Raw genomic sequence first — 19,178 nt, 5'->3', positions numbered from 1 at the left:
CGGCTGTTCCGCCCGCACCGCACGGGGCTCCGCAGACGGGGCTCAGGCCCGGACGAACTGCGGACCCTGGGGAGGCAGGACGAAATGAGGGTCGGGCGCGTGCGCGGCGGCGGCCGCCGGCTGCGGATAGCCGTACGCGGGCGGCGCGGCGGGCTGCGGGTAGCCGTACGCCGGCTGATGCGTCCCGGCGACCGCCGCGGGGTGCGCGGCCTGGGGCGGGTAGCCGTACGAGGGCTGCTGGTGCTGGACCGTGGCCTGCGCGTCGGGGCCCGTCCCGGCGGGCGCGGGGATCTCCGGCGGCACGGACGGGGGCGGGGGAACGGCGGCGGGGAGCGGCCCCGGGCCCGCCGGGTCCTGGGCCCCCTGGGACGCCTCCGAGTCGTCCACCGAGATGCCGAAGGCGGTGGCCAGGCCGATCAGCCCGGTGGGATACCCCTGGCCGACCGCGCGGAACTTCCATCCGTCGCCGCGGCGGTAGAGCTCGCCGCAGATGATCGCCGTCTCCTCGCCGGTCTCCGGCCGGACGTCGAACACCGCCAGCGGCTCGCCGTCGGCGTACGCGGCGTCGAACAGCAGGATCCGCAGGTCCGGCACCTGTTCGAAGGCGGCCCCGTCGGAGGAGGCCGCGATGACCACCTGGTCCACCGACGCGTCGAGCGCGCCGAGGTCCGCCTCCACCGTGTCCGTCAGCCCGTCCGCGACGCTGCGCTTCGGCAGCCGCCGGACCAGGCCGGACGGGTGCCGGGGCTGGTTGTAGAAGACGAAGTCCTCGTCGGAACGGACCCGGCCCGACGCACCGAGGAGCAGGGCGGAGGCGTCCACGTCGGGGACCCCGGTGCCCGGGGTCCAGCGCAGCACGGCCCGGACGGCCGCGGCATCGACGGGGACGTTCGAGCCCTTCAGCATCGTGTGCGTCATGACCGTCATCCTGCCTGCTGGGGGCCCGCGCGGACAACGCGGGGGGCGGATCCGCCGTGCCCGGCGGCGGCGCGAGCAGGGCGCGACGATACCGCGAGGATGAGCGGCACAAGGGGCGGGTAACCGGAAATTCATGTACATGGGGAACTGTTGACACCCGTCCGTACGTACTATTACCGGCCATGCGTTGTTCGACCGGTCAGGCAGTTCGGGGGAAAAGAATGCGTCACTTCGGGCATATATCGCCCACTGCCCGCGAGGGTCTGTTCCACCGGGAGCCCAGCGTCTTCACCGCCGACTCCCCGGCCCGCATGCTCTCCGTCGCCCTGGGGGCCACGCTCTACTCCCCGGCCACCCGCCCGTCCCTCGCGGACGACGTGCTGAAGCAGGCCGCACGCGGTGTCGTCTCGATGGTGCTGTGCCTGGAGGACTCGATCGACGACGCCGAGGTGATCGGCGCCGAAACCAATCTGATCAGGCAGTTCGCCGATCTCGCCGCCCAGGATGCGGCGGCCCCCGCAAGCGGAGCCGCGGAGTCCGGCGAGCGGGGCCCGGACGGCGCCCCCGGCGTCGGCGTCCCCCTCCTCTTCATCCGCGTACGGGAACCGGGACAGATCACCGACCTCGTACGACGTCTCGGCGACTCGGTCCGCATGTTGTCCGGTTTCGTACTTCCCAAATTCACCGAGGAGCGCGGGCGTCACTTCCTGGAGGCGCTCGCCGAGGCCGAAGCGGCGTGCGGCAGACGGCTCTTCGCCATGCCGGTCCTCGAATCCCCCGAACTGCTCCACCTGGAGACCCGCGGCGAAATCCTCCGGGGCATCGCCCGCAGTGTCGACAAATACCGGGACCGGGTGCTCGCCCTGCGGCTCGGTGTCACCGACTTCTGCTCGGCCTACGGACTGCGCCGCGCCCCCGACATGACGGCGTACGACGTCCACATCGTCGCCTCCGTGATCGCCGACGTCGTCAACGTGCTCGGCCGCGCGGACGGCTCCGGCTTCACGATCACCGGCCCGGTCTGGGAGTACTTCCGCCGCCAGGAGCGCATGTTCAAGCCCCAGCTCCGCCGCAGCCCCTTCCTGGAGGGCCGCGCCGAGGAACTGCGTACGGCGCTGATCGAGCACGACCTCGACGGGCTGCTCCGGGAGATCGAGCTGGACCGCGCCAACGGGCTGCTCGGCAAGACCTGCATCCACCCGTCGCACGTGGCGCCGGTCCACGCGCTGTCCGTGGTCAGCCACGAGGAGTACACCGACGCCCAGGACATCCTGAGCCCCGAGCGCGGGGGCGGCGGGGTGCTGCGCTCGGCGTACACGAACAAGATGAACGAGGTGAAGCCCCACCGGGCCTGGGCCGAGCGGACACTGCTGCGGGCCGAGGCGTTCGGGGTGGCGAGGGAAGACGTCGGCTTCGTGGACCTGCTGGCCGCCGGCCTGACGAACTGAGCGCGCGTCGATGAGCGAGCGCGCGACGAGAGAAGAGACCGTGAACGTGGTGTGGTCGGGCAACTGGGTGGCCGAGCGGCTGGGCGTCGCCCTCGAAGGCGGCGACGAGCTGGGGGACCTGCTGGGCCTGGCCCTGCGCCGCAACCCCAAGCGGGCGCACCTGCTGGTCTCCAACGTGCTGGGCAAGCACGTCCCGCAGCTTCCGTCCGTCGTCCACGGCGCCGGGTACGAGCTGGGTGAGCGGGTCCGGGCGCTCCTCGGCCCGCAGGAGGCGCGCCGGGCGGTCGTCCTCGGGTACGCGGAGACGGCCACCGGGCTCGGCCACGCCGTGGCGGACGGCCTGCGGGACGCCCCGTACCTGCACTCCACCCGGCGGCCGGTGGCGGGCGTCGCACCGGCGGGCGGCTTCGAGGAGTCCCACTCGCACGCCACCTCGCACCTGCTGCTGCCGGAGGACCGCGATCTGCTGGCGGGCGGCGGCCCGGCCTCCACGCTGGTGCTGGTCGACGACGAGTTCTCCACCGGCAACACCGTCCTGAACACCGTCCGCGCCCTGCACGCCCTGCACCCCCGCGAGCGCTACGTCATCGTCGCCCTGGTCGACATGCGCTCCCCGGCGGACCGCGACCGGCTGACCGCGTTCGCCGCCGAGATCGGCGCCCGCGTCGACCTGGTGACCCGCGCCGCCGGAACGGTCGCCCTGCCGGACGGCGTACTGGAACGCGGCCAGGCCCTGGTCGCGGAGCAGGAGGCACGGGCCCCCGCCTCCGCGCCGCCCACCGTCCCCGTCCCGGCCCGCGTCACCCGCGTCGCCCTCGACTGGCCGGCCGGCGTCCCCGACGGCGGGCGCCACGGCTTCACCCCGGACCACCGGACGGCCCTGGAAGCGGCGCTTCCGGCCATGGCGGAGCGGATCGCGACGGCCCTGGACGCCGATGCTCCGGGCGGGGGCGACGATCACGGACAGGGCGCGGACGGGGGCCGCGACCGGATTCCGGCTGCGGAACACGACCGGGACCGGAGTCCGGCCCGGAGCCAAGGCCAGGACCGGGTCGGGGATCAGGACCGGGACCAGGACCGGGACCAGGACCAGGGCCGGGTCCGGGCGCCGCGCCGGGTCCTCGTGCTCGGCTTCGAGGAGCTCATGTACGCCCCGCTCCGCCTCGGCACCGCCCTCGAAGAACTCCTGGGCGCCCGTGCCGAGGTCCGCTACTCCACCACCACCCGCTCACCCGTCCTGGCCGTCGACGACCCCGGCTACGCGATACGCACCCGGCTCGTCTTCCCGGCCCACGACGACCCGGCGGACGGCCCCGGCGACCGGTACGCGTACAACGTGGCGGGCGCCGGCTTCGACGCCGTGGTCGCCGTCGTCGACTCCACCGCCGACACCCCCGCGCTCCACGCCCCCGACGGCCTGCTGGCCCGGCTCGCCGAACACACCGGCCAGGTCCTCCTCGCGGTCGTCCCCTCGTACACCCCCACCCCCGTTCAGGAGCCCGCCGTGCTGCCCGAGCCCCTCAGAGGCCCCGACTTCTCCAGTTACGCGCCGGACGAGGTCGGCTGGCTGCTCCAGGACCTCTCGGACACCGAACTGGAGGCGCCCACCGAGGAGCGCGAGGAGGCGATCCAGAGCGGCGGCGCGCACTACGCGGAGTCGCTGCCCGTCGAGTACCAGCCGAGCCCCGCCTACCAGGCGCTGTTCACCGCGGCCCTGGAGACCTCCGCCGCCCGGATCGCCCGCGCGGTCGGCACCGTCACCGAGACCGTCCTCGCCGAACGCGGCCCGCGCCCCGTCCTCGTCTCGCTCGCCCGCGCCGGCACCCCGGTCGGGGTGCTGATGCGCCGCTGGGCCCGGCACCGGCACGGCCTGGACCTGCCGCACTACGCCATCTCCATCGTCCGGGGCCGGGGCATCGACGCCACCGCCCTGCGCTGGCTCGCGGCCCACCACGACCCGGCCGACGTGGTGTTCGTGGACGGCTGGACGGGGAAGGGCGCCATCACCCGCGAACTGGCGGCGGCCGTCGAGGCGTTCGAGGCATCGGGCGGCCCGGCCGGATTCGACCCGGAGATCGCGGTGCTCGCCGACCCGGGCGGCTGCGTCCGGACGTACGGCACCCGCGACGACTTCCTCATCCCCTCGGCCTGCCTCAACTCCACGGTCTCCGGCCTCATCTCCCGTACCGTGCTCCGCGCCGACCTGGTCGGACCGGACGACTTCCACGGCGGGAAGTTCTACCGGGAACTCGCCGCGTCCGACGTGTCGAACCACTTCCTCGACACCGTCGCCGCCCGGTTCGACGACGTGGCGGCCGAGGTCGACGACGCGACGAAGGACCTGCTCGCCGCCGACCGCGCCCCGACCTGGGAGGGCTGGGCGGCCGTCGAGCGGATCAGCGAGGAGTACGGCATCCACGACGTCAACCTCGTCAAGCCCGGCGTGGGCGAGACCACCCGGGTACTGCTGCGCCGCGTCCCCTGGAAGATCCTCGCCCGGCGCGGCGCGGGCCCGGACCTGGAGCACATCCGGCTGCTGGCCGAACAGCGCGGCGTCCCGGTCGAGGAGGTCGACGACCTCCCGTACAGCTGCGTCGGCCTGATCCACCCCCGCTTCACCCGCGGCGCGACGGGCGCGGACGGCAGGGCGGTGGCGGCCGGGAGCCCGGTTGCCGACGGCGGCGAGGCGGTGCGGGAAGCATGAGCGCGACCTCTTCCGCCACCACCCTCGTGGCGAGCGACCTCGACCGCACGCTGATCTACTCGGCGGCCTCCCTCGACCTCGCCATGCCGGACGCGGAGGCCCCCCGGCTCCTGTGCGTCGAGGTGTACGGCCACAAGCCCCTCTCGTACATGACGGAGACGGCCGCCGCCCTGCTCACCGAGGTGGCGGGCGCCACGGTCTTCGTGCCGACCACCACCCGCACCCGCGAGCAGTACGGCCGCATCCACCTGCCGGGACCCGCCGCCCGGTACGCGATCTGCGCCAACGGCGGCCACATCCTGGTCGACGGCGTCTCCGACCCCGACTGGCAGCGGCAGGTGGAGGACCGGATCGCGGCCGAGTGCGCGCCGCTGACCGAGATCCGCGCCCACCTCGCCACCACCGCCGACCCGGCCTGGCTGCTCAAGGAACGGGTGGCCGAGGACCTCTTCGCCTACCTCGTGGTCGAACGCTCCCTCCTGCCCGAGGAGTGGGTGAAGGAGCTGGCGGCGTGGGCCCGGCCGCGCGGCTGGACGGTCTCCCTCCAGGGCCGCAAGATCTACGCCGTGCCCGCGCCGCTCACCAAGAGCGCCGCGATGCGCGAGGTCGCCCGCCGCACCGGTGCGACGCGCACGCTCGCCGCCGGGGACTCCCTCCTCGACGCCGACCTGCTGCTCGCCGCCGACCTCGGCTGGCGTCCCGGCCACGGCGAACTGGCCGACGAGGGCTGGCGGGCCCCGCACGTGGTCGCGCTGGAGGAGCGCGGCGGCCCGGCGGGGGAGGAGATCCTGCGCCGGTTCCTGGCGGCTTCGGCTGCGTGAGAGTGCGGGGTGCGGAAGGCTGGGGGCATGACCAAGGGCAACGACACCACGATCACGGCCGAGCTGTACGCGTACATGCTGGCCCACAACCCTCCGCTGGACCCCGTGCAGCGGGAGCTGGTGGAGACGACGTACGCGCGGTTCCCCGACCACGCGGGCATGCAGTCGGCCGAGGAGCAGGCCCCGCTGCTCGCCTTCCTGGTCCGGCTGGTCGGCGCCCGGCACGTGGTGGAGGTCGGCACGTTCACCGGGTTCAGCGCCCTGGCGATGGCCCGGGCGCTGCCCGCCGACGGCACGCTGATCGCCTGCGACATCTCCGAGGAGTGGACGGCGTACGGCCGGGAGGCGTGGGAGAAGGCGGGCGTCGCGGACCGGATCGACCTGCGGATCGCCCCGGCCCTGGACACCCTGCGCGCGATGCCCGCCGAGCCGCACATCGACTTCGCCTACCTGGACGCCGACAAGGGCGGCTACATCGCGTACTGGGAGGAGCTGGTGCCCCGGATGCGGCAGGGCGGGGTCATCGCCGTAGACAACGTCCTCTTCCACGGCGCGGTCACCGACCCGGAGGCCACGGGGCCGGCCGCGGCGATCCAGGAGTTCAACGACCACGTGAACGCCGACCCGCGGATGGACAGCGTCATGCTGACGGTCTCGGACGGCCTGACGCTGTCCCGCAAGAAGTAGCGCTCAGCGGCGGGGAGTTCGGGCCCCGTCGTCAGCCGCAGCACCCGCCCCCGCAGCAGCCACCGCCGCCGCCCGCGCCACCACCGGAGGGCGCGGGCGCGGACCCGGCGGCACCGCCCACGGCCACGGCGGACAGCAGCTTGACGGTGTCGTCATGGCCCGCGGGGCAGGAGGCCGGGTCCGAGGACCGGGCCATGGGACGACTGACTTCGAACGTGTCACCGCAGGTGCGGCACCGGAATTCATAACGAGGCATGGCCACAGGCTAGAGCCCCACACCCCCGCGTGACCACGCCCCCGGTGGCTACACCCGGGCGCCCGCGCTCCGGGTGCTCGCGCCCCCCCGGGGTGTCCGCGCCCCCGGGTGTCCGTGCCCCCGAGGCGCGGCTCAGATGCCCGCTGCGGCTCAGGTATCCGGCGCGTCGGCTCAGGTGCCCGCGCCGGCTCAGGTGCCCGCGCCGCGTTCCTCGCGGATGTCGGAGACGACCCGGGCCGCGGTCCGGCGTACGGCATCGGTCTCGGTCAGGAAGTGCCAGTAGTCGGGGTGGCGTCCTTCGAGCCCGGCGATGGCCCGATCCAGCCGGGCGACGGAGTCGTCGAGCGGCCGGGCGTGCCGGGGGTCGGGGGTGTGCCGGCCCGCCATCGCGAGGCGCTGGGCGTCCCGCACCGCGAACCTGGTCCGCTCGATCTCCTCCTGCGGGTCCTTCGCCACGGCGTTCAGCTGCCGCAACCGGTCCCCGGCGGCCGACACCGCCTCGTCCGTCGCGTTGAGCAGGGCGCGAACCGTGGACAGCCGGGAGGTGGCGTCGGCCCACCGCTGCTCCTCCCGTGCCTTCGCCGCCTCGACGAGCTTGTCCTCGGCCTGCCGTACGTTCACGGCGGCCTGCTCCGGGACCGGCTGGAGGTCCTGCCAGCAGGCGGCCGAGAACCGTCGCCGCAACTCGCTGAGCACCGGCTCCACCGAGCCCGCGCGAGTGGTCAGTGCCTGGGCACGGGTCCGCAGGGACACCAGCCGGCGGTCGATCTCTGCGGCCCGCTCGGGCAGCCGCTCCGCCTCGGTGCGGACGGCCTCCGCGTCGCGCAGCACCACATCGGCACGCTGCAGGGTCTCCGGGACGCCGTGCTGCCCCGCGCCCTGGTTCAGCTTGGTCAGCTCCGGGGCGAGCGCGGCGAGCCGGGCGGCGAGATCGTCGGCCCGCAGACCGGCGGCCCGTACGGAGTCGAGGGCGTTGCTCGCCGCGAGCAGCGCCTGCCGGGCCCGCTCCACAGCCGGGGCGAGCCGGGCGAGCTGGGTCTCCGCGCTGCCCAGCAACGGCCCGAGCCCCTGGGCGAACCGGTTCAGCTCACCCTTGACCCGCACGAGGTCGTCCTTGGCCCGGGTCAGCTCGGTACGGGCCTGGGAGGCGACAGAAGACTCCAGATCGTCCCGGTCCAGGTCATGCCTGTCGACGGCGGTGATGTAGGCGTGGCTGACCTCGTCGATGCGCCGGCCCAGCGCGTCGAAGTCCTCCGCCGCCTTGCGGCCGCGCGGAGAGCTGTCCACGGCGTTGATGGTCTCGATGGAGATCCTGAGGTCGCGCTGGGCGGTGTCCAACTCGTAGAACGCCTCGGCGGCGGCGTCCTTCGCGGCCTGCGCCTCGGCCCGCTGGCTCTCGCCGCGCCCGCCGAACCACCGGCGCGTACCGCCCCCGGCGAAGGCGGCGGGCAGCACCGCGACCAGGAGAGGCACGGGCAGCAGCAGCAACATCAGCACGTCCCGGCCGCCCCCGACGGCGGCCCTCGCACCCGCTCCTGCCTTCGGCCGCGCGTTGGTCGCCGTCACATCCCTCTCCCGTGCCGATTCGCCTTGCCCGGTACATTCTCCCACCAGGTAAGGACGAACACACGGGTCGATTAGTTCGCGCTCCGCACGGTGACATGGCCGTTGTCACTGCGAGCCTTCACCACGCGGGCGCTGTCCCCGCGCGGGACGTCGACCGAGACGTCCCCGTTGTCGGCGGAGGCGTCCACCGCGTACGTCAGGTTGCCCGGCGGCAGATCGATGGTGATGCCCCCGTTGTCACTGACGGTGTCCACGAGGTCGGGTACGGAGGCGAAGCCGAGCCGGATCTCCCCGTTGTCGGCACGGGCCGTCACGGTGGAGCCGGCTATCCGCTCGGCGCGGATCGTCCCGTTGTCGCTCTTCAGCTTGAGCGTGCCGCTCGCGTCACGCACGGTGATCTCGCCATTGTCGGACGAGAGGTCCAGCGCGCTCCTGAAACCGGTGGCGGTGACCGAGCCGTTGTCCGAGGCGGCGGTCACCGCGACCCCGCGCGGCACCTTGACCCGGTGCCGGGAGTCGCAGTTGTTGACGAAGCCCTCGCACTTCACCCGGAGCGTGAGGGTATCGCCCTCCATCTTCCAGACGGCGTCGGGCCCGCTGCCGAACATCACCCACCCGTCGAACTGCCGCTCCACCTCGACCTGTTCCACGTCGGCCGGCACGAGGTCCACAGCGCCGTTCTCGGCGTCGACGGTCAGCGTCTTCCCTTCCAGGGCGAACGACTTACGCTCGACGGGGGCCTCGTCCACATCCGTACTCCCGCACCCGGTGAGAGCCAGCGCCAGCAACGCCACCCCGCCCCCGACAGCCAGGGCCCGCCCGGCGCCCCCGTGCCGCGCTCCGGATCGCGTACGGGCCGGTGCGCTCGTCAAGATCTGCATGGTGATGGGTCCCCCAGTTGCGTCGTGCCGGACAGCGCCACCGGCCGTACCCGCCGGTGCTCCACAACCGTATGCACCCCCGCCCACCGAGGGGATCCGGCCCGCTACCGTAATCGGGGTGGGGTTATCCCCCGGACCACCAGGGCGCCGGCCCCAGCGCCTCCGCGATCGTCCGCCCCTTGGACGTGCCCTGGCCACCACCACCTCCGCCCGGAACGGTTTATGAGCTGCGGCCCCGGTCCATGTACGCTGTTGCCTCATCCACGGGTGCGTAGCTCAGGGGTAGAGCGCTGCTCTTACAAAGCAGATGTCGGCGGTTCGAAACCGTCCGCGCCCACCAGCACAAAGACCCCCAGCCGATCATGGCTGGGGGTCTTTGACATCCACTTCTGACATCAACGGGCGCGGTCACCCACGGTCGGGACGCTGCCGCTTCAACATCCGGTCGAGGTGACTCACGGCCTCGCGCTGCGTGTCCTGGACGACGTGGGCATAGATGTTCATCGTCACTGCGATCTGACTGTGCCCGAGGATTTCCATCACGACACGGGGCGGGACGCCAGCGGCGGTGAGCAGGGTCGCGCAGCCGTGGCGGGCATCGTGCAGCCGGATGACGCGAAGCCCTGCGGTGCCAGCGACCCGGGTGAACGAGCGGTACAGGTTGCGCGGCTCAATCGGCCGGCCGGAGCGGGTGGTGAAGACGTAGCCGGTCTCCTCCCACTGATCACCGGCAGCCTCACGCAGGGCCGCTTGCCTTAGACGTTCCCAGCGGAGCGGGGCCACGCACAGGGCGGGCAGGGGAAGCGTCTGCTTCCTGCGACGCCCCTTGGGATCGTCCTCGTACGCCTCACCGCGGACACGCTGCCGCTGAGTGCGGACCCGGATCTCCCGCTTGTCGAGGTCCACGTTCTCCCATCGAAGGCCCACGATCTCCCCACGGCGGAAGCCGAGCGCGATGGCGAGCACGAAGGCTGCGTAGAGCGGGTCCTTCCGGGCGGCGGTGAGGAAGGACAGGGTCTCGTCCAACGACCAGGGGGAGAGATCCCGAGCCACTGCCGAGGGCGGTTCCACGAGGGTCGCCACGTTCCGCATGACGAGTTCCTCCCGGCACGCAGCCGTCAGCGCCGTACGCAGGACGCGGTGGGACTCCTTGGCGGTCGCCGCGGTGGTCTGCTGCTCCAGCCGGACCAGGAAGCGCCGGACGTCAGCGACGCTCAACGATTCGAGGCGCTTCGAGCCGAGCATGGGCACGAGGTAGAGGCGGATGTGCGTCTCGTACTTCGCGTAGGTTGTGCGCTTGCGGCGCGGCTTGATGATGTTCTCCAGCCAGTAGGGCAGCCACTCGGCGAGCTTGGCCGACCGCGTGGGCACGGGTACGCCCTGGTCCACCTTGGCGAGCAGGTCACGGCGCTTGGCGTCGCACTCGGCCCAGGTCTTGCCGTAGGCGAACTTGCGGGCCCGGGTGCCGTCCGGCTGGAGCACGTAGACCGCGGCTTGATAGCGGCCGTCCTTGCGCTTGGTGATGGTGCCCGCGCCGTTGGGGTTGCGCTTGCGCTGGGGAGGCATCAGGCGGCTTCCTCGATCTCGTTGACGATGAAGTCCCGCACAGCGTCGGCGGGGATGCGCCGGGCCCGGCCGATGGTGATGGAGACCAGCCGGCGGGAGCGGATCAGGTCGTAGACGGTGGAGCGTCCGAGCTTCAGCCGCGCCATGACCTCGGGCACGGTGAGGAGTTCGGCGGTGGCGGTGGTCACGATGCGGCTCCTTCCAGAGCGAGTTGGTCTTGCAGTTCGGCGCGGTGTTCGCGGGCGGTTTCGCGGTTGTGCTGGATGACCTGTCGGAGGGCGCCGAGGGTGGTGGAGTAGGCGCGGGATTTGGTGGAGAAGTGGCCGCGGAAGCCGAGCATGTGGGCCCAGTCGCGGAGCTTGCGTTCCGGGTAGGCGTGGTGGAGGTCCAGGCACGCTTCGATCAGCCGTCGCGGGTGGTCGGGAACGTCGAGGAGGACGAGCGCTTCCTTATTGCCGACGCGGTGGTCAACGGTCCCGGTCGTCTCGGCGGCCTTGGTGGCGTATTTGGCGACGTAGGAGGCGACGGCCTGTTCGGTGAGGTCTTCGCCGTCACCGAACGCGCTGATGGGCTGCACGTCGAGCTGTGTCCCCCACCGCAACGTCCAGCCGTCCGTGATCCCGGCTTCCGGATTGGCCGGCACAACCACTTCGACCCGGGCGGCGGCGGCGTGGATCGCGTCGTCCAGGAGGTCGAGGGTGGCCCAGGCCGGGGGCGGGGTGTCCGGGCCGTCGGGTCCGTCGAAGCGGATGACCGCGTGGAAGTGCACGGCACCGCGCTTCTGGTACTCCGCGACCTTCCCAAAGGACACCTTGGACTGTTCGCGGGCGGCTTTCTGGGTGAGTCCGGCTCGCTTGGCGATTTCGCGGCGGAGGTAGATCGTGAAGTAGCGCCAGAGGTCGGAGGCGTGGTTGTTCCACAGCACCGCCCCCGCGTAGTCGTAGGTGTCGGGGTCGAGCGGCGTGCCCAGCTCCGGGGCGTCCTCCGAGTGCCGAACCCCGCAGCGGCAGGGCCGGTTGCCGGGCCGGTTGTGGACCGGGCCGAACGACGGGGCGGTGAGCGTGGCAAAGACCCGGGGGTGGTCCCGGATCGTGGTCGGGGTGCCTTTGTCGGGGTCACCGGTGAGGCCGGCGCGGATGAGGTGGTAGGTGTCGCCGGCGTAGGTCCAGGCGCAGGCGGGGCAGCGGGAGGCGCGGCGGTTGCCGCAGGCGATCCGTAACCGGCCCCCGGGCTCGGTGGCCGTCGAGTAGTGGTGCAGCAGGGTGCCGGTGGTGCGGTCGATGGTCTTGGTGGCTCCGGTGAGGTGGATGGGCTGGGAGCAGCCTCCGGTGCGGCGGAGTTGTTCGGTGAGGCGGTCGAAGCCGGGAGACCCGACCACCCGGAGCAGATCGCCCAGGGTGGTCGGGTCCAGGCCCGCCATGGTGGCGGTGTCGTTCACACCAACACCTCCTGCCGTGCGGTGGAGAAGGCGGCGCCGATCCATCGGGTGTAGGCGGGCGGGATCGCCTCGGTGAGTTCTTCGTGGACATCGGTCCAGGTGATGCCCATAGCGGTCTGCATCTCGGGCACGGTGGCTTTGCCGCCGCCCTTGCCGTAGGCGGCGACGTAGGGGCCGTCCCGGCGGACACCGTGGCGATGACCGCGCACGTACCCTCGGTGTCGCGGGTGGGCCGGCCTAGCGGTGGCCCAGCGGCCGAGTTCGAAGTTCCTGTGGCGCAGGACCCCGAGGCCGAACATCTCGCCGCACAGGGTGAGGTCCTTACGTATGGCGGCCCGGCCGTTGGGCTGCTCGATAACGTACGGCAGGCCGGTCCGTTCCAGCAGTTCGCGGGTGGGGGCCACCAGATCGTGGTGATCACCGCCCCAGCCCTGGGAGGTGTTGGTGCCGATGGTGAGGGCGCAGCCGGCCTGGCAGGGCGGCGAGGCGTGCAGCAACGTGTACCGGTCGATGTCGCCCGTGGTGGTAAGGCGGTCGAGGTATTCGAGGGCGTCGCCCCGGTGGTAGGCGAAGGGGTAGTTCGGGCGGGCGGCAAGGTCGCAGCCGTCGACCTGGAAACCGGCGAGGTGGTAGCCCCAACCGGCCCCGCCGGCGCAGGAGAAGAGATCCTGGGCGGCACCGTGGTTCGCGGTGTAGCCCTCGACCAGGGCCTTGACCTGGCTGTCGCCCGTGGCGGTTGCGGTGGCTCCGCAGTGGCAGATGGCCGAGCCGGTGGCCGGGGCGTTGGGGGACGGCTTGCTGACGTGGAGGCCGGGGCGGTCCGGGGTGGGGGTCAGGTCGGCCATGGCGCTCAGGCCCCGATCCGGGTGTGGGCGCGGGCGGGGGCGGTGTGGCCGGTGCCGTGGCAGGCGGGGCAGTGGGCGGTGATGGTCTGGCGCTGCCCGTCGGGGGTGCGGGTGCCGGTGGTGATGGTGACGGTAGGGAAGCCGTCGCAGTGGCCGCAGATCGGCCGGGGCGGGGTGTGCTGGGGCATGATGGGATCTCCCTTTCGGGTCCGTTGGATCTCGAATGGGTTGGGCACCCGGGGCGGCGGAAACTTGGCGGTTGAGGCCGCCCCGGGGGCTGTTAGCGGTTGTTCGGGTGGTTGAGCAGCGAGCGCAGGACCACGGCGCACACGGCGACCGAGGCGGCGGTGATCGCGGTCGCGAGGAGCATCGAGACCAGGACCGTCCCGACGACCAGGACCACGGCGGTCCCGCAGGCGGTGGCGACGAGCAGCGAGCCCGTGGTGAACCGCACAGCCGGACGGGCAGGCGGAGCAGCCGGAACCGGTGCCGGGGCGCTCGGGGCGTTGTGGCAGGTGCAGGCCGGGGGGTGCACGAGGCCGGTGAGCGGCGGGACCAGGGACGTGCCGGGGGTGGGTGCGGTGTCCGGGGGCGGGATCTTCGGCGTGAACACGCGTGGGGCCTCCTTGTCAGGGGTTGCAGCGGTGGGTGCGGGCGGCGAGTTCGGCGGCGGCGCGGCCGTGGTAGTCGGCGGAGAAGTCGCAGCCGGGCGCGGTGCAGGCGGCGACGTGCTTGGTGCGGCCCCGGCCGTCGTAGTGGGTGCCGACCTGAACGGGGCCTATGCGGAGCACGTTCGTGAAGCGGTTCGGACGCGGCATGACGTGAACCTCCATATGGATTAGGTGAGTTGGGCGGTGATGGCGTCGGCGAGAGGTGCGGGGACGCCGAGGCGGGCGCGCAGGGTGGCCGCGTCGATCCGGTCACCGGTCGCGGTCTGGTGGGCGTCGGCCAACTTCCGGGCGTGGTCGAGCAGAGCCGGCGGAACCGCCGCAGGGGCAGGAGCCGGAACAGGCAGTGGGGCGGGCTCGGAGGCCGGTGCCGGCGGGAGTTCCGGAGCCGGTTCGGGAGCCCGCTCCACCGTCACGTCCGGGACCGGTTTGGCGGCCGGGGCAACCGGCGGTGCGGCAGCCGGGACGGGGTCCGGTTCGGCGGGCGCGGTGGTGGGGGCGTGGACGAGGAGGGTGCCGCCGAGGAAGGCGAGGGCGGGCCAGCCGGCGACGAGGATGCGCAGCCAGGCCGGAACGTCGCCCAGGTCGAGGAGTCCGGCGGTGGCGACGTTCGCACCGAGCGACGCGGCCAGGGCGATGACGAACCAGGCCCAGGCGGCGCGGTTGTCGGCGGTAGTGCGCATGCGACGCCAGGCCGCGACCAGGAGCAGATCGACGCTGACCGGGTAAGCCCAGGCTTTCCAGCCGTCCTGCCCGGCCGCTTCGGCCAGGTCATGCAGGTGCGCGAAGGACAGGGCACCGGCGATCACGGCCTGGATGAGTACGGCGTCGATACGGATGCGTGGCATTGGGGTTCACCTCCTTTCAGGGGCGGGCCGGTGCCGGGCGGGGATCGGGTCCGCCACCGGGCACCGGGGCATGAGGTGGTCAGGCGTCGGGGGCGAGGCCGGAGCCGAGGCAGTTGAGGCAGAGGCCGTCCTGTTGTCCGACCGGGCGGCGCTTGCGGCCGACGCGGACCGTGGCGGCGACCATCCCGGACCCGTCGCACGGCGAGCACACGGCCGGGGCGGGCGGGGTGTTCTTCGGGGGCTTGGTGGTGGTCCGTCGGGTGGCCATGGCGGTGGTTCCTTCCGGTTCCGGGCATGGGCGGGGTAGGGACCCCGGCGTGAAGCAGTCACGCCAACTGGACTTTCAGGGAGGGTTGTTAGCCGGTTGCTGGGCGGGACTTGAGGAGCGGTGAGCCCGGGTCCGGGGCGGCGGAGACGGCCGGCCGGAAGGGTGCCAGAGCGGCAAGGTGCGGGGTGACGTGCGCGAACTCGTGGCAGACGGCCACGGCTTGGCCGGGGGTCATGGCGGGGGTGCGGATGCGGGACCAGCCGCCGGAGGAGTCCCCGGCCACCGCGACACCGGGGCGGTCCGGGGGAATGGTGGTGGCAGCGAAGACCGCTTCGGGGGCGATGTCCCCGAGCGCCATCTCGGCGGTCTGCTTGTCGTTGACCCGGTGCACCACACGCCCTGTGAGCTGAGCCCGCAGGGCGGTGGCTCCCTTGCCGAGGTCGGAGCCGAAGCGCTGCCCGCACACCTCCAGGAAGATCCCGACCGCGCGGGCCATCTGCGCGAGCCGGATCATCCGCATAACCATCCGGTCCCGCCGCTCCTCGTCCTTCTTCGCGGCCACGAGGAACAGCTCGGCAACCTCGTCGACCAGGACGACCAGCGGCACCGGGCGCAGCTTCGCCGGCAGGCCCCACATGTCCGGGACACCGTGGGAGCTGAGGAGGTCGAAGCGCTCCTCCATCTCACCGATGAGGGCTTCCAGAAGGCCGTCAGCCTCGTCCGGGGTGATGGCGAGGGCGGAGAGGCGGGGTGCGTAGCCGCGCTGTTCCACCCCGCGTTTGCAGTCGATCCCGATCAGGCCGACCGGGAGCTTGGCGAGTTGGGAGATGAGGTTGCGCTGATACATCGACTTGCCCGACTGGTTCGCGCCGACCGTCAGGGCGTGCGGGACCTTCTGGTAGTCCCGGACGAACGCGGTGCCGTCCTCCCGCAGAGCGACGGGGACGACGAGCGGGCCGGCGGTGGTGTTGCGCGGGAGCCGGCGGGGCATCTTCACGCGGCGCAGGACGTCGTAGCCGGTCATCCGCTGGACTTCCTGCCGGGCCACGTTGCGGACCATGAACGCCCGCAGACGGGACGGCTGGACCGTCAGCCCGCACACATCCATCGTCGCCCGGTACGTGACCGAGAAGCGGACCCGGGCGACCGGGGCACCGACCAGCGACCAGAACACCCGAGGGGAGCGGGCCTTCGCGTAGCCGAGGCCGCCGGCGGCCGATAAGGCCCCCGCCACCTCGATCACCGTGGACAGGTCCGACATGATCAGGCCCCCAGCGGCGTCACGGCGACCGCGCGGAAGCTGATCCCGTGCCGGGTCTGGCCGTTGAACGTGTTCTCCCAGTCGCGGGCCTTGAGACCGACCACCGTGACCGGGGTACCGGGGGCCAGGTTCTCCGGGACGCCCGTGTTCGGCACGGTCACCTGGTACAGGTTGCCCTCACCCTCGTCCGCGACCAGCAGACCCACCGTGGCCAGCGGGGCACCGGTCTCCCGGTCGATGGCGATCTCGCCGGTCTGCTTGCTCACGAGCTTCGGCGTCGGAGGCGTCGCCACGAACACGACAGCGGTCGAAACATCGATCTTGAAGGACGGCATCTGATACTCCCTGGATTGAGTGGAGCAGCCCAAAGAGGGCTCTCAACGTTCGCTGTCCTGGGACTGCGAACCGCTAAGCAAGACTATGGGCCGTAGTCCTGGGACTGTCAACAGTCCTGGGACTGTGTTTGACTTAGCTCCGACGAGAGGAGTTCGGGATGACGCCCAAGTGGCGAGAGCTGGCAGACAAGCTGGCTGATCAGATCAAGGCAGGTGAGTACGGTCCGGGCGCGCAGCTCCCGCATATTCGGGACTTGGTTGACGCCGGCGAGGGCTCTAAGTCCACGGTCCACGCCGCCTACAAGGCTCTTGAAGCCGAAGGTCTGGTCACGTCATCCCGAGGGCACGGCACGGTGGTACGCCAGCAGGTACCGCTCAAGCGGTTGGGGATCGCCCGGTACGACAAGGCCAAGTGGCGCGACGGTGACGAGGTGGCGTTCATCGCGGACCGCGTGGCATCCGGACGCACCTATCGGCGCAATGAACAGACACAGACGGTGAGTCTTGTTGAGGCCCCACCTTCCGTGGCGGCAGCACACGGTCTCTCCGAGGGAGCAGAGGTCTACGCCCGAGCCCGGTTGGTGAAGGAAGGTGAGCAGCCGACGCACACCTTGACCAGCTACTACCGGCCTGAGCACGTCGAAGGCACCCGCTTGGTCGATCCGACACCTGGCCCGGCCGGCCGGGGCGGTGGGTTCCGTGTGCTCTACGACGCGGGGTACGAGATCGACCATATGAAGGAAGAGATCTTCGCCCGCGCTGCTAGCTCAGGCGAGGTGAAGACCTTGCAACTACCGCCGGGCGAACCCGTTGTCGAGCTGCATCGGACCACCTACACCGCTGATGGCACGGTGGTGGAGTTCGCCATCGGTGTACATGCAGCCTCGCGCTTCGCCTGGGAATACGACTTCAAGGTCCCGGACTCAGCGAGGGAAGCGAAAGCGGAGTGATGATCTCAGAACAGGTGTGGGGCGATACACGAGTCCTGTGGGACTACCACCAGATGGGGCACGCGCTTCGTCCGTGCTCGGTTGGGATCGGGCTGGGAAGCCACGACCTAGGTGTGGCAGACGCAGCGGTGGCCGCATACCACAACGGCGTAGTTCCACTGCTCTTGTTCACCGGAGCGAGCAGCCCCACGACTCGGGAGCGCATGCCGCGCGGCGAAGCGGTTCACTACCGAGAAAGAGCCCTGGAGCTGGGTGTTCCCTCATCTGCCGTGCTCGTTGAGCCGAAGGCGCGCAACACCGGCGAGAACATCCGCTTCTCTAAGGCTGTGCTCGAAGAGGCCCGGGTCGAGGTGTCGAGCGTTCTGCTGATCAGCAAGCCCTACGAGGAAAGGCGTGCGTACGCCACGGCACGCAAGCTCTGGCCCGAGGTCGAGATCGTCAGCGCGTCGTCTCCAATGTCGCTGAGCCAGTACGTGGACTCGATCGGGGACGACCGTCTGGTGATTGACATGCTCGTGGGCGCTCTCCAGCGATTGCTCATCTATCCGGCCCAGGGATTCATGATTCACGAACCAGTACCGGACGATGTGCTGGAAGCGTATGAGCGCCTGTGTCTGGCAGGGTTCACGAGCCGACTCATCCCTTCTGGCTGACGCGGCACCATCAGGAGTCATGCCGTGAGGCGTTCCGTCAGACTGCGCCAGTCCAAGAACGCTGATCGCGAGCCACGGCATACACGGCGTCGACTTGCTCCGGACTTAAGACACCAGTCAGAGGGCTCAGCGCGGATAGCTCTCGATTCTCGATGGCGCGTACGTCTTGCAATGAGGGTTGCACCGTCAGTTTGGCTGGCTTGACGAAGACAAGCACGGGTTTCACTTCGACTGCGAACCTGCACCCGCGGTCGAGTACCTTCTTCACGACGGCAGCCTCACGCCGACTGCTACGAGGGTAGGGCCGACCCTCCCCGTAATTGATCCGCGCGACGTGGTCACCGACCCATACGGTCTTGCCCCGGTGGTGCTTCGTGTTGATCGAGAAGACTCCGCCAGGCCCAATGAGCAGATGATCGATATCCCATGTTGGGGACAGCGGTATGGAGTGCAGTGTGCGCCAGCCGTGCCGGCGAAGTCGTACCAGCTCGCGACTGACTATGCGTTCGCCGCGTAGTCCTGTCCTCCAGGAGGCGTTCTCGGGGCGACGCAGCGCCCACTCGAGAGAGCGTTGGATCAGGCTCGGGCAATCTGCCCTGATCTTCTCTCTCAACGCCTGGCCAGGACGACGTGAAGCTAGGTCGTAGTCGGAGGGTGGGGGAGTCCGCAGCGTCGATGCAACACCACCAGGCGAAGCGGCCGACCGGATCATGTACGGGGTCAAGGCTTCCAAGATCTGCTGTCGCAGCCTCTCGTCAACGACCTCAACGTGTCCCGTGCGCCTGTCGAACCACGCAACAGCTTTGCCATCGGGTGCGTTCACGTAGAGACGATCTAGACCGTGCCGCTTCCACTCCGACACCCGTAACGCAACCATGCTCGCCCCCATCGATCAGGTACACCAGGCCCCCATGGGAGCAGGAGCGAACCCAACGCCACAAGGTCGCCTAGCTGTCGAGCCATGCAGAGTTGTTACAGGTTTCTCTACCTCATCAAGGCACCCGGCTGCGCTCCGCTCCGCCGGGCGCGCTTCCCGGCTCTGGCTGCGCCCGCGCTCCTGCCTTC

Annotated in this window: 22 protein-coding genes and 1 tRNA gene; 7 read left to right on the top strand and 16 right to left on the bottom strand. The window is 71.1% G+C overall.

Annotated elements, in window-relative coordinates; translation table 11 throughout:
- Positions 1-42: 42 nt before the first annotated feature.
- Positions 43-927 carry a TerD family protein gene (locus tag IF19_RS0129490; protein WP_030277048.1) on the bottom strand — a complete coding sequence of 295 codons (885 nt, stop codon included), beginning with the start codon at positions 925-927 and terminating at the stop codon, positions 43-45.
- Between the two features lie 212 nt (positions 928-1,139).
- On the opposite strand from IF19_RS0129490, the gene IF19_RS0129485 reads away from it, so the two are divergent.
- Genes IF19_RS0129485 through IF19_RS0129470 form a run of 4 tightly spaced genes read left to right on the top strand, consistent with a single transcriptional unit; the run spans position 1,140 to position 6,578 of the window.
- Positions 1,140-2,366, top strand: coding sequence for an HpcH/HpaI aldolase/citrate lyase family protein (locus tag IF19_RS0129485; RefSeq protein ID WP_030118369.1), 1,227 nt, complete (start codon positions 1,140-1,142; stop codon positions 2,364-2,366).
- Between the two features lie 10 nt (positions 2,367-2,376).
- Positions 2,377-5,070: a phosphoribosyltransferase gene (locus IF19_RS1000000135555; protein WP_050493865.1), complete on the top strand. Its 2,694-nt coding sequence runs from the start codon at positions 2,377-2,379 to the stop codon at positions 5,068-5,070.
- Positions 5,067-5,891, top strand: a complete 825-nt coding sequence (locus tag IF19_RS0129475; protein ID WP_030118371.1) for an HAD family hydrolase — start codon at positions 5,067-5,069, stop codon at positions 5,889-5,891. The genes IF19_RS1000000135555 and IF19_RS0129475 overlap by 4 nt, the downstream gene beginning before the upstream one ends.
- A 27-nt stretch (positions 5,892-5,918) precedes the next feature.
- The gene (locus tag IF19_RS0129470; RefSeq protein WP_030118372.1) at positions 5,919-6,578 is read left to right on the top strand and encodes an O-methyltransferase; all 660 of its coding nucleotides are present in this window, start codon (positions 5,919-5,921) and stop codon (positions 6,576-6,578) included.
- 31 nt (positions 6,579-6,609) lie between these two features.
- On the opposite strand, the gene IF19_RS1000000136590 is transcribed toward IF19_RS0129470, so the two are convergent.
- From IF19_RS1000000136590 to IF19_RS0129460, 3 genes are all read right to left on the bottom strand, one after another.
- Complete coding sequence (locus IF19_RS1000000136590) at positions 6,610-6,834, bottom strand: FmdB family zinc ribbon protein (protein WP_030702293.1); 225 nt, start codon at positions 6,832-6,834, stop codon at positions 6,610-6,612.
- A 189-nt stretch (positions 6,835-7,023) separates the two neighbouring features.
- A complete protein-coding gene (locus tag IF19_RS0129465; protein WP_032748002.1) occupies positions 7,024-8,400 on the bottom strand; it encodes a hypothetical protein in 1,377 nt (458 codons plus the stop codon).
- A 71-nt stretch (positions 8,401-8,471) separates the two neighbouring features.
- The gene (locus IF19_RS0129460; protein WP_030118374.1) at positions 8,472-9,281 is read right to left on the bottom strand and encodes a DUF4097 family beta strand repeat-containing protein; all 810 of its coding nucleotides are present in this window, start codon (positions 9,279-9,281) and stop codon (positions 8,472-8,474) included.
- A gap of 265 nt (positions 9,282-9,546) precedes the next feature.
- On the opposite strand from IF19_RS0129460, the gene IF19_RS0129455 reads away from it, so the two are divergent.
- Positions 9,547-9,621 (top strand) — tRNA-Val (locus tag IF19_RS0129455).
- Positions 9,622-9,689: 68 nt separating this feature from the next.
- On the opposite strand, the gene IF19_RS0129450 is transcribed toward IF19_RS0129455, so the two are convergent.
- From IF19_RS0129450 to IF19_RS0129400, 11 genes are all read right to left on the bottom strand, one after another.
- Positions 9,690-10,847, bottom strand: coding sequence for a tyrosine-type recombinase/integrase (locus IF19_RS0129450; protein ID WP_030118375.1), 1,158 nt, complete (start codon positions 10,845-10,847; stop codon positions 9,690-9,692).
- Positions 10,847-11,035, bottom strand: coding sequence for a helix-turn-helix domain-containing protein (locus tag IF19_RS0129445; protein ID WP_030118376.1), 189 nt, complete (start codon positions 11,033-11,035; stop codon positions 10,847-10,849). Before IF19_RS0129445 ends, IF19_RS0129450 begins: the two co-directional genes overlap by 1 nt.
- Positions 11,032-12,285 (bottom strand): replication initiator protein RepSA, encoded by a 1,254-nt coding sequence (repSA, locus tag IF19_RS0129440; protein ID WP_030290178.1) that lies wholly within the window; start codon positions 12,283-12,285, stop codon positions 11,032-11,034. Before repSA ends, IF19_RS0129445 begins: the two co-directional genes overlap by 4 nt.
- A complete protein-coding gene (locus IF19_RS0129435; RefSeq protein ID WP_234313317.1) occupies positions 12,282-13,130 on the bottom strand; it encodes a DNA cytosine methyltransferase in 849 nt (282 codons plus the stop codon). Before IF19_RS0129435 ends, repSA begins: the two co-directional genes overlap by 4 nt.
- A 5-nt stretch (positions 13,131-13,135) precedes the next feature.
- Positions 13,136-13,318 carry a hypothetical protein gene (locus IF19_RS0129430; protein WP_030277040.1) on the bottom strand — a complete coding sequence of 61 codons (183 nt, stop codon included), beginning with the start codon at positions 13,316-13,318 and terminating at the stop codon, positions 13,136-13,138.
- 92 nt (positions 13,319-13,410) lie between these two features.
- Positions 13,411-13,743, bottom strand: coding sequence for a hypothetical protein (locus tag IF19_RS0129425; RefSeq protein WP_030277038.1), 333 nt, complete (start codon positions 13,741-13,743; stop codon positions 13,411-13,413).
- 16 nt (positions 13,744-13,759) lie between these two features.
- Positions 13,760-13,948, bottom strand: coding sequence for a mobile element transfer protein (locus IF19_RS0129420; RefSeq protein ID WP_030119692.1), 189 nt, complete (start codon positions 13,946-13,948; stop codon positions 13,760-13,762).
- Positions 13,949-13,968: 20 nt separating this feature from the next.
- Complete coding sequence (locus tag IF19_RS0129415) at positions 13,969-14,646, bottom strand: DUF2637 domain-containing protein (RefSeq protein WP_030277036.1); 678 nt, start codon at positions 14,644-14,646, stop codon at positions 13,969-13,971.
- A gap of 79 nt (positions 14,647-14,725) precedes the next feature.
- A complete protein-coding gene (locus IF19_RS0129410; protein ID WP_030119690.1) occupies positions 14,726-14,914 on the bottom strand; it encodes a hypothetical protein in 189 nt (62 codons plus the stop codon).
- Between the two features lie 88 nt (positions 14,915-15,002).
- Positions 15,003-16,175 (bottom strand): FtsK/SpoIIIE domain-containing protein, encoded by a 1,173-nt coding sequence (locus IF19_RS0129405; protein WP_030290174.1) that lies wholly within the window; start codon positions 16,173-16,175, stop codon positions 15,003-15,005.
- 2 nt (positions 16,176-16,177) lie between these two features.
- Complete coding sequence (locus IF19_RS0129400; protein WP_007452857.1) at positions 16,178-16,510, bottom strand: SCO3933 family regulatory protein; 333 nt, start codon at positions 16,508-16,510, stop codon at positions 16,178-16,180.
- Positions 16,511-16,668: 158 nt separating this feature from the next.
- Between IF19_RS0129400 and IF19_RS0129395 the strand changes: the two genes are divergently transcribed.
- On the top strand, positions 16,669-17,460 hold the full coding sequence (locus tag IF19_RS0129395; protein WP_030119670.1) for a GntR family transcriptional regulator: 792 nt from the start codon (positions 16,669-16,671) through the stop codon (positions 17,458-17,460).
- Complete coding sequence (locus IF19_RS0129390; RefSeq protein WP_030119669.1) at positions 17,460-18,113, top strand: YdcF family protein; 654 nt, start codon at positions 17,460-17,462, stop codon at positions 18,111-18,113. Before IF19_RS0129395 ends, IF19_RS0129390 begins: the two co-directional genes overlap by 1 nt.
- A gap of 37 nt (positions 18,114-18,150) precedes the next feature.
- Here the strand turns inward: IF19_RS0129390 and IF19_RS1000000136585 are convergent, their stop codons facing one another.
- On the bottom strand, positions 18,151-18,825 hold the full coding sequence (locus tag IF19_RS1000000136585) for a nuclease-related domain-containing protein (protein ID WP_234313318.1): 675 nt from the start codon (positions 18,823-18,825) through the stop codon (positions 18,151-18,153).
- Positions 18,826-19,178 lie beyond the last annotated feature (353 nt).

The organism is Streptomyces californicus, from assembly GCF_000717645.1.
Lineage (GTDB): Bacteria > Actinomycetota > Actinomycetes > Streptomycetales > Streptomycetaceae > Streptomyces > Streptomyces californicus.
This window is presented reverse-complemented; position numbering and strand designations above follow the sequence as displayed.

Coding starts and splice junctions, on each gene's coding strand:
- IF19_RS0129450 (WP_030118375.1), bottom strand. CDS start 10,847: ATGCCTCCCCAGCGCAAGCGCAACCCCAACGGCGCGGGCACCATCACC.
- IF19_RS0129410 (WP_030119690.1), bottom strand. CDS start 14,914: ATGGCCACCCGACGGACCACCACCAAGCCCCCGAAGAACACCCCGCCC.
- IF19_RS0129435 (WP_234313317.1), bottom strand. CDS start 13,130: ATGGCCGACCTGACCCCCACCCCGGACCGCCCCGGCCTCCACGTCAGC.
- IF19_RS0129420 (WP_030119692.1), bottom strand. CDS start 13,948: ATGCCGCGTCCGAACCGCTTCACGAACGTGCTCCGCATAGGCCCCGTT.
- IF19_RS0129415 (WP_030277036.1), bottom strand. CDS start 14,646: ATGCCACGCATCCGTATCGACGCCGTACTCATCCAGGCCGTGATCGCC.
- IF19_RS0129485 (WP_030118369.1), top strand. CDS start 1,140: ATGCGTCACTTCGGGCATATATCGCCCACTGCCCGCGAGGGTCTGTTC.
- IF19_RS0129460 (WP_030118374.1), bottom strand. CDS start 9,281: ATGCAGATCTTGACGAGCGCACCGGCCCGTACGCGATCCGGAGCGCGG.
- IF19_RS0129405 (WP_030290174.1), bottom strand. CDS start 16,175: ATGTCGGACCTGTCCACGGTGATCGAGGTGGCGGGGGCCTTATCGGCC.
- IF19_RS0129430 (WP_030277040.1), bottom strand. CDS start 13,318: ATGCCCCAGCACACCCCGCCCCGGCCGATCTGCGGCCACTGCGACGGC.
- IF19_RS1000000136585 (WP_234313318.1), bottom strand. CDS start 18,825: ATGATCCGGTCGGCCGCTTCGCCTGGTGGTGTTGCATCGACGCTGCGG.
- IF19_RS1000000135555 (WP_050493865.1), top strand. CDS start 2,377: ATGAGCGAGCGCGCGACGAGAGAAGAGACCGTGAACGTGGTGTGGTCG.
- IF19_RS0129470 (WP_030118372.1), top strand. CDS start 5,919: ATGACCAAGGGCAACGACACCACGATCACGGCCGAGCTGTACGCGTAC.
- IF19_RS0129390 (WP_030119669.1), top strand. CDS start 17,460: ATGATCTCAGAACAGGTGTGGGGCGATACACGAGTCCTGTGGGACTAC.
- IF19_RS0129395 (WP_030119670.1), top strand. CDS start 16,669: ATGACGCCCAAGTGGCGAGAGCTGGCAGACAAGCTGGCTGATCAGATC.
- IF19_RS0129475 (WP_030118371.1), top strand. CDS start 5,067: ATGAGCGCGACCTCTTCCGCCACCACCCTCGTGGCGAGCGACCTCGAC.
- IF19_RS0129490 (WP_030277048.1), bottom strand. CDS start 927: ATGACGGTCATGACGCACACGATGCTGAAGGGCTCGAACGTCCCCGTC.
- IF19_RS1000000136590 (WP_030702293.1), bottom strand. CDS start 6,834: ATGCCTCGTTATGAATTCCGGTGCCGCACCTGCGGTGACACGTTCGAA.
- IF19_RS0129400 (WP_007452857.1), bottom strand. CDS start 16,510: ATGCCGTCCTTCAAGATCGATGTTTCGACCGCTGTCGTGTTCGTGGCG.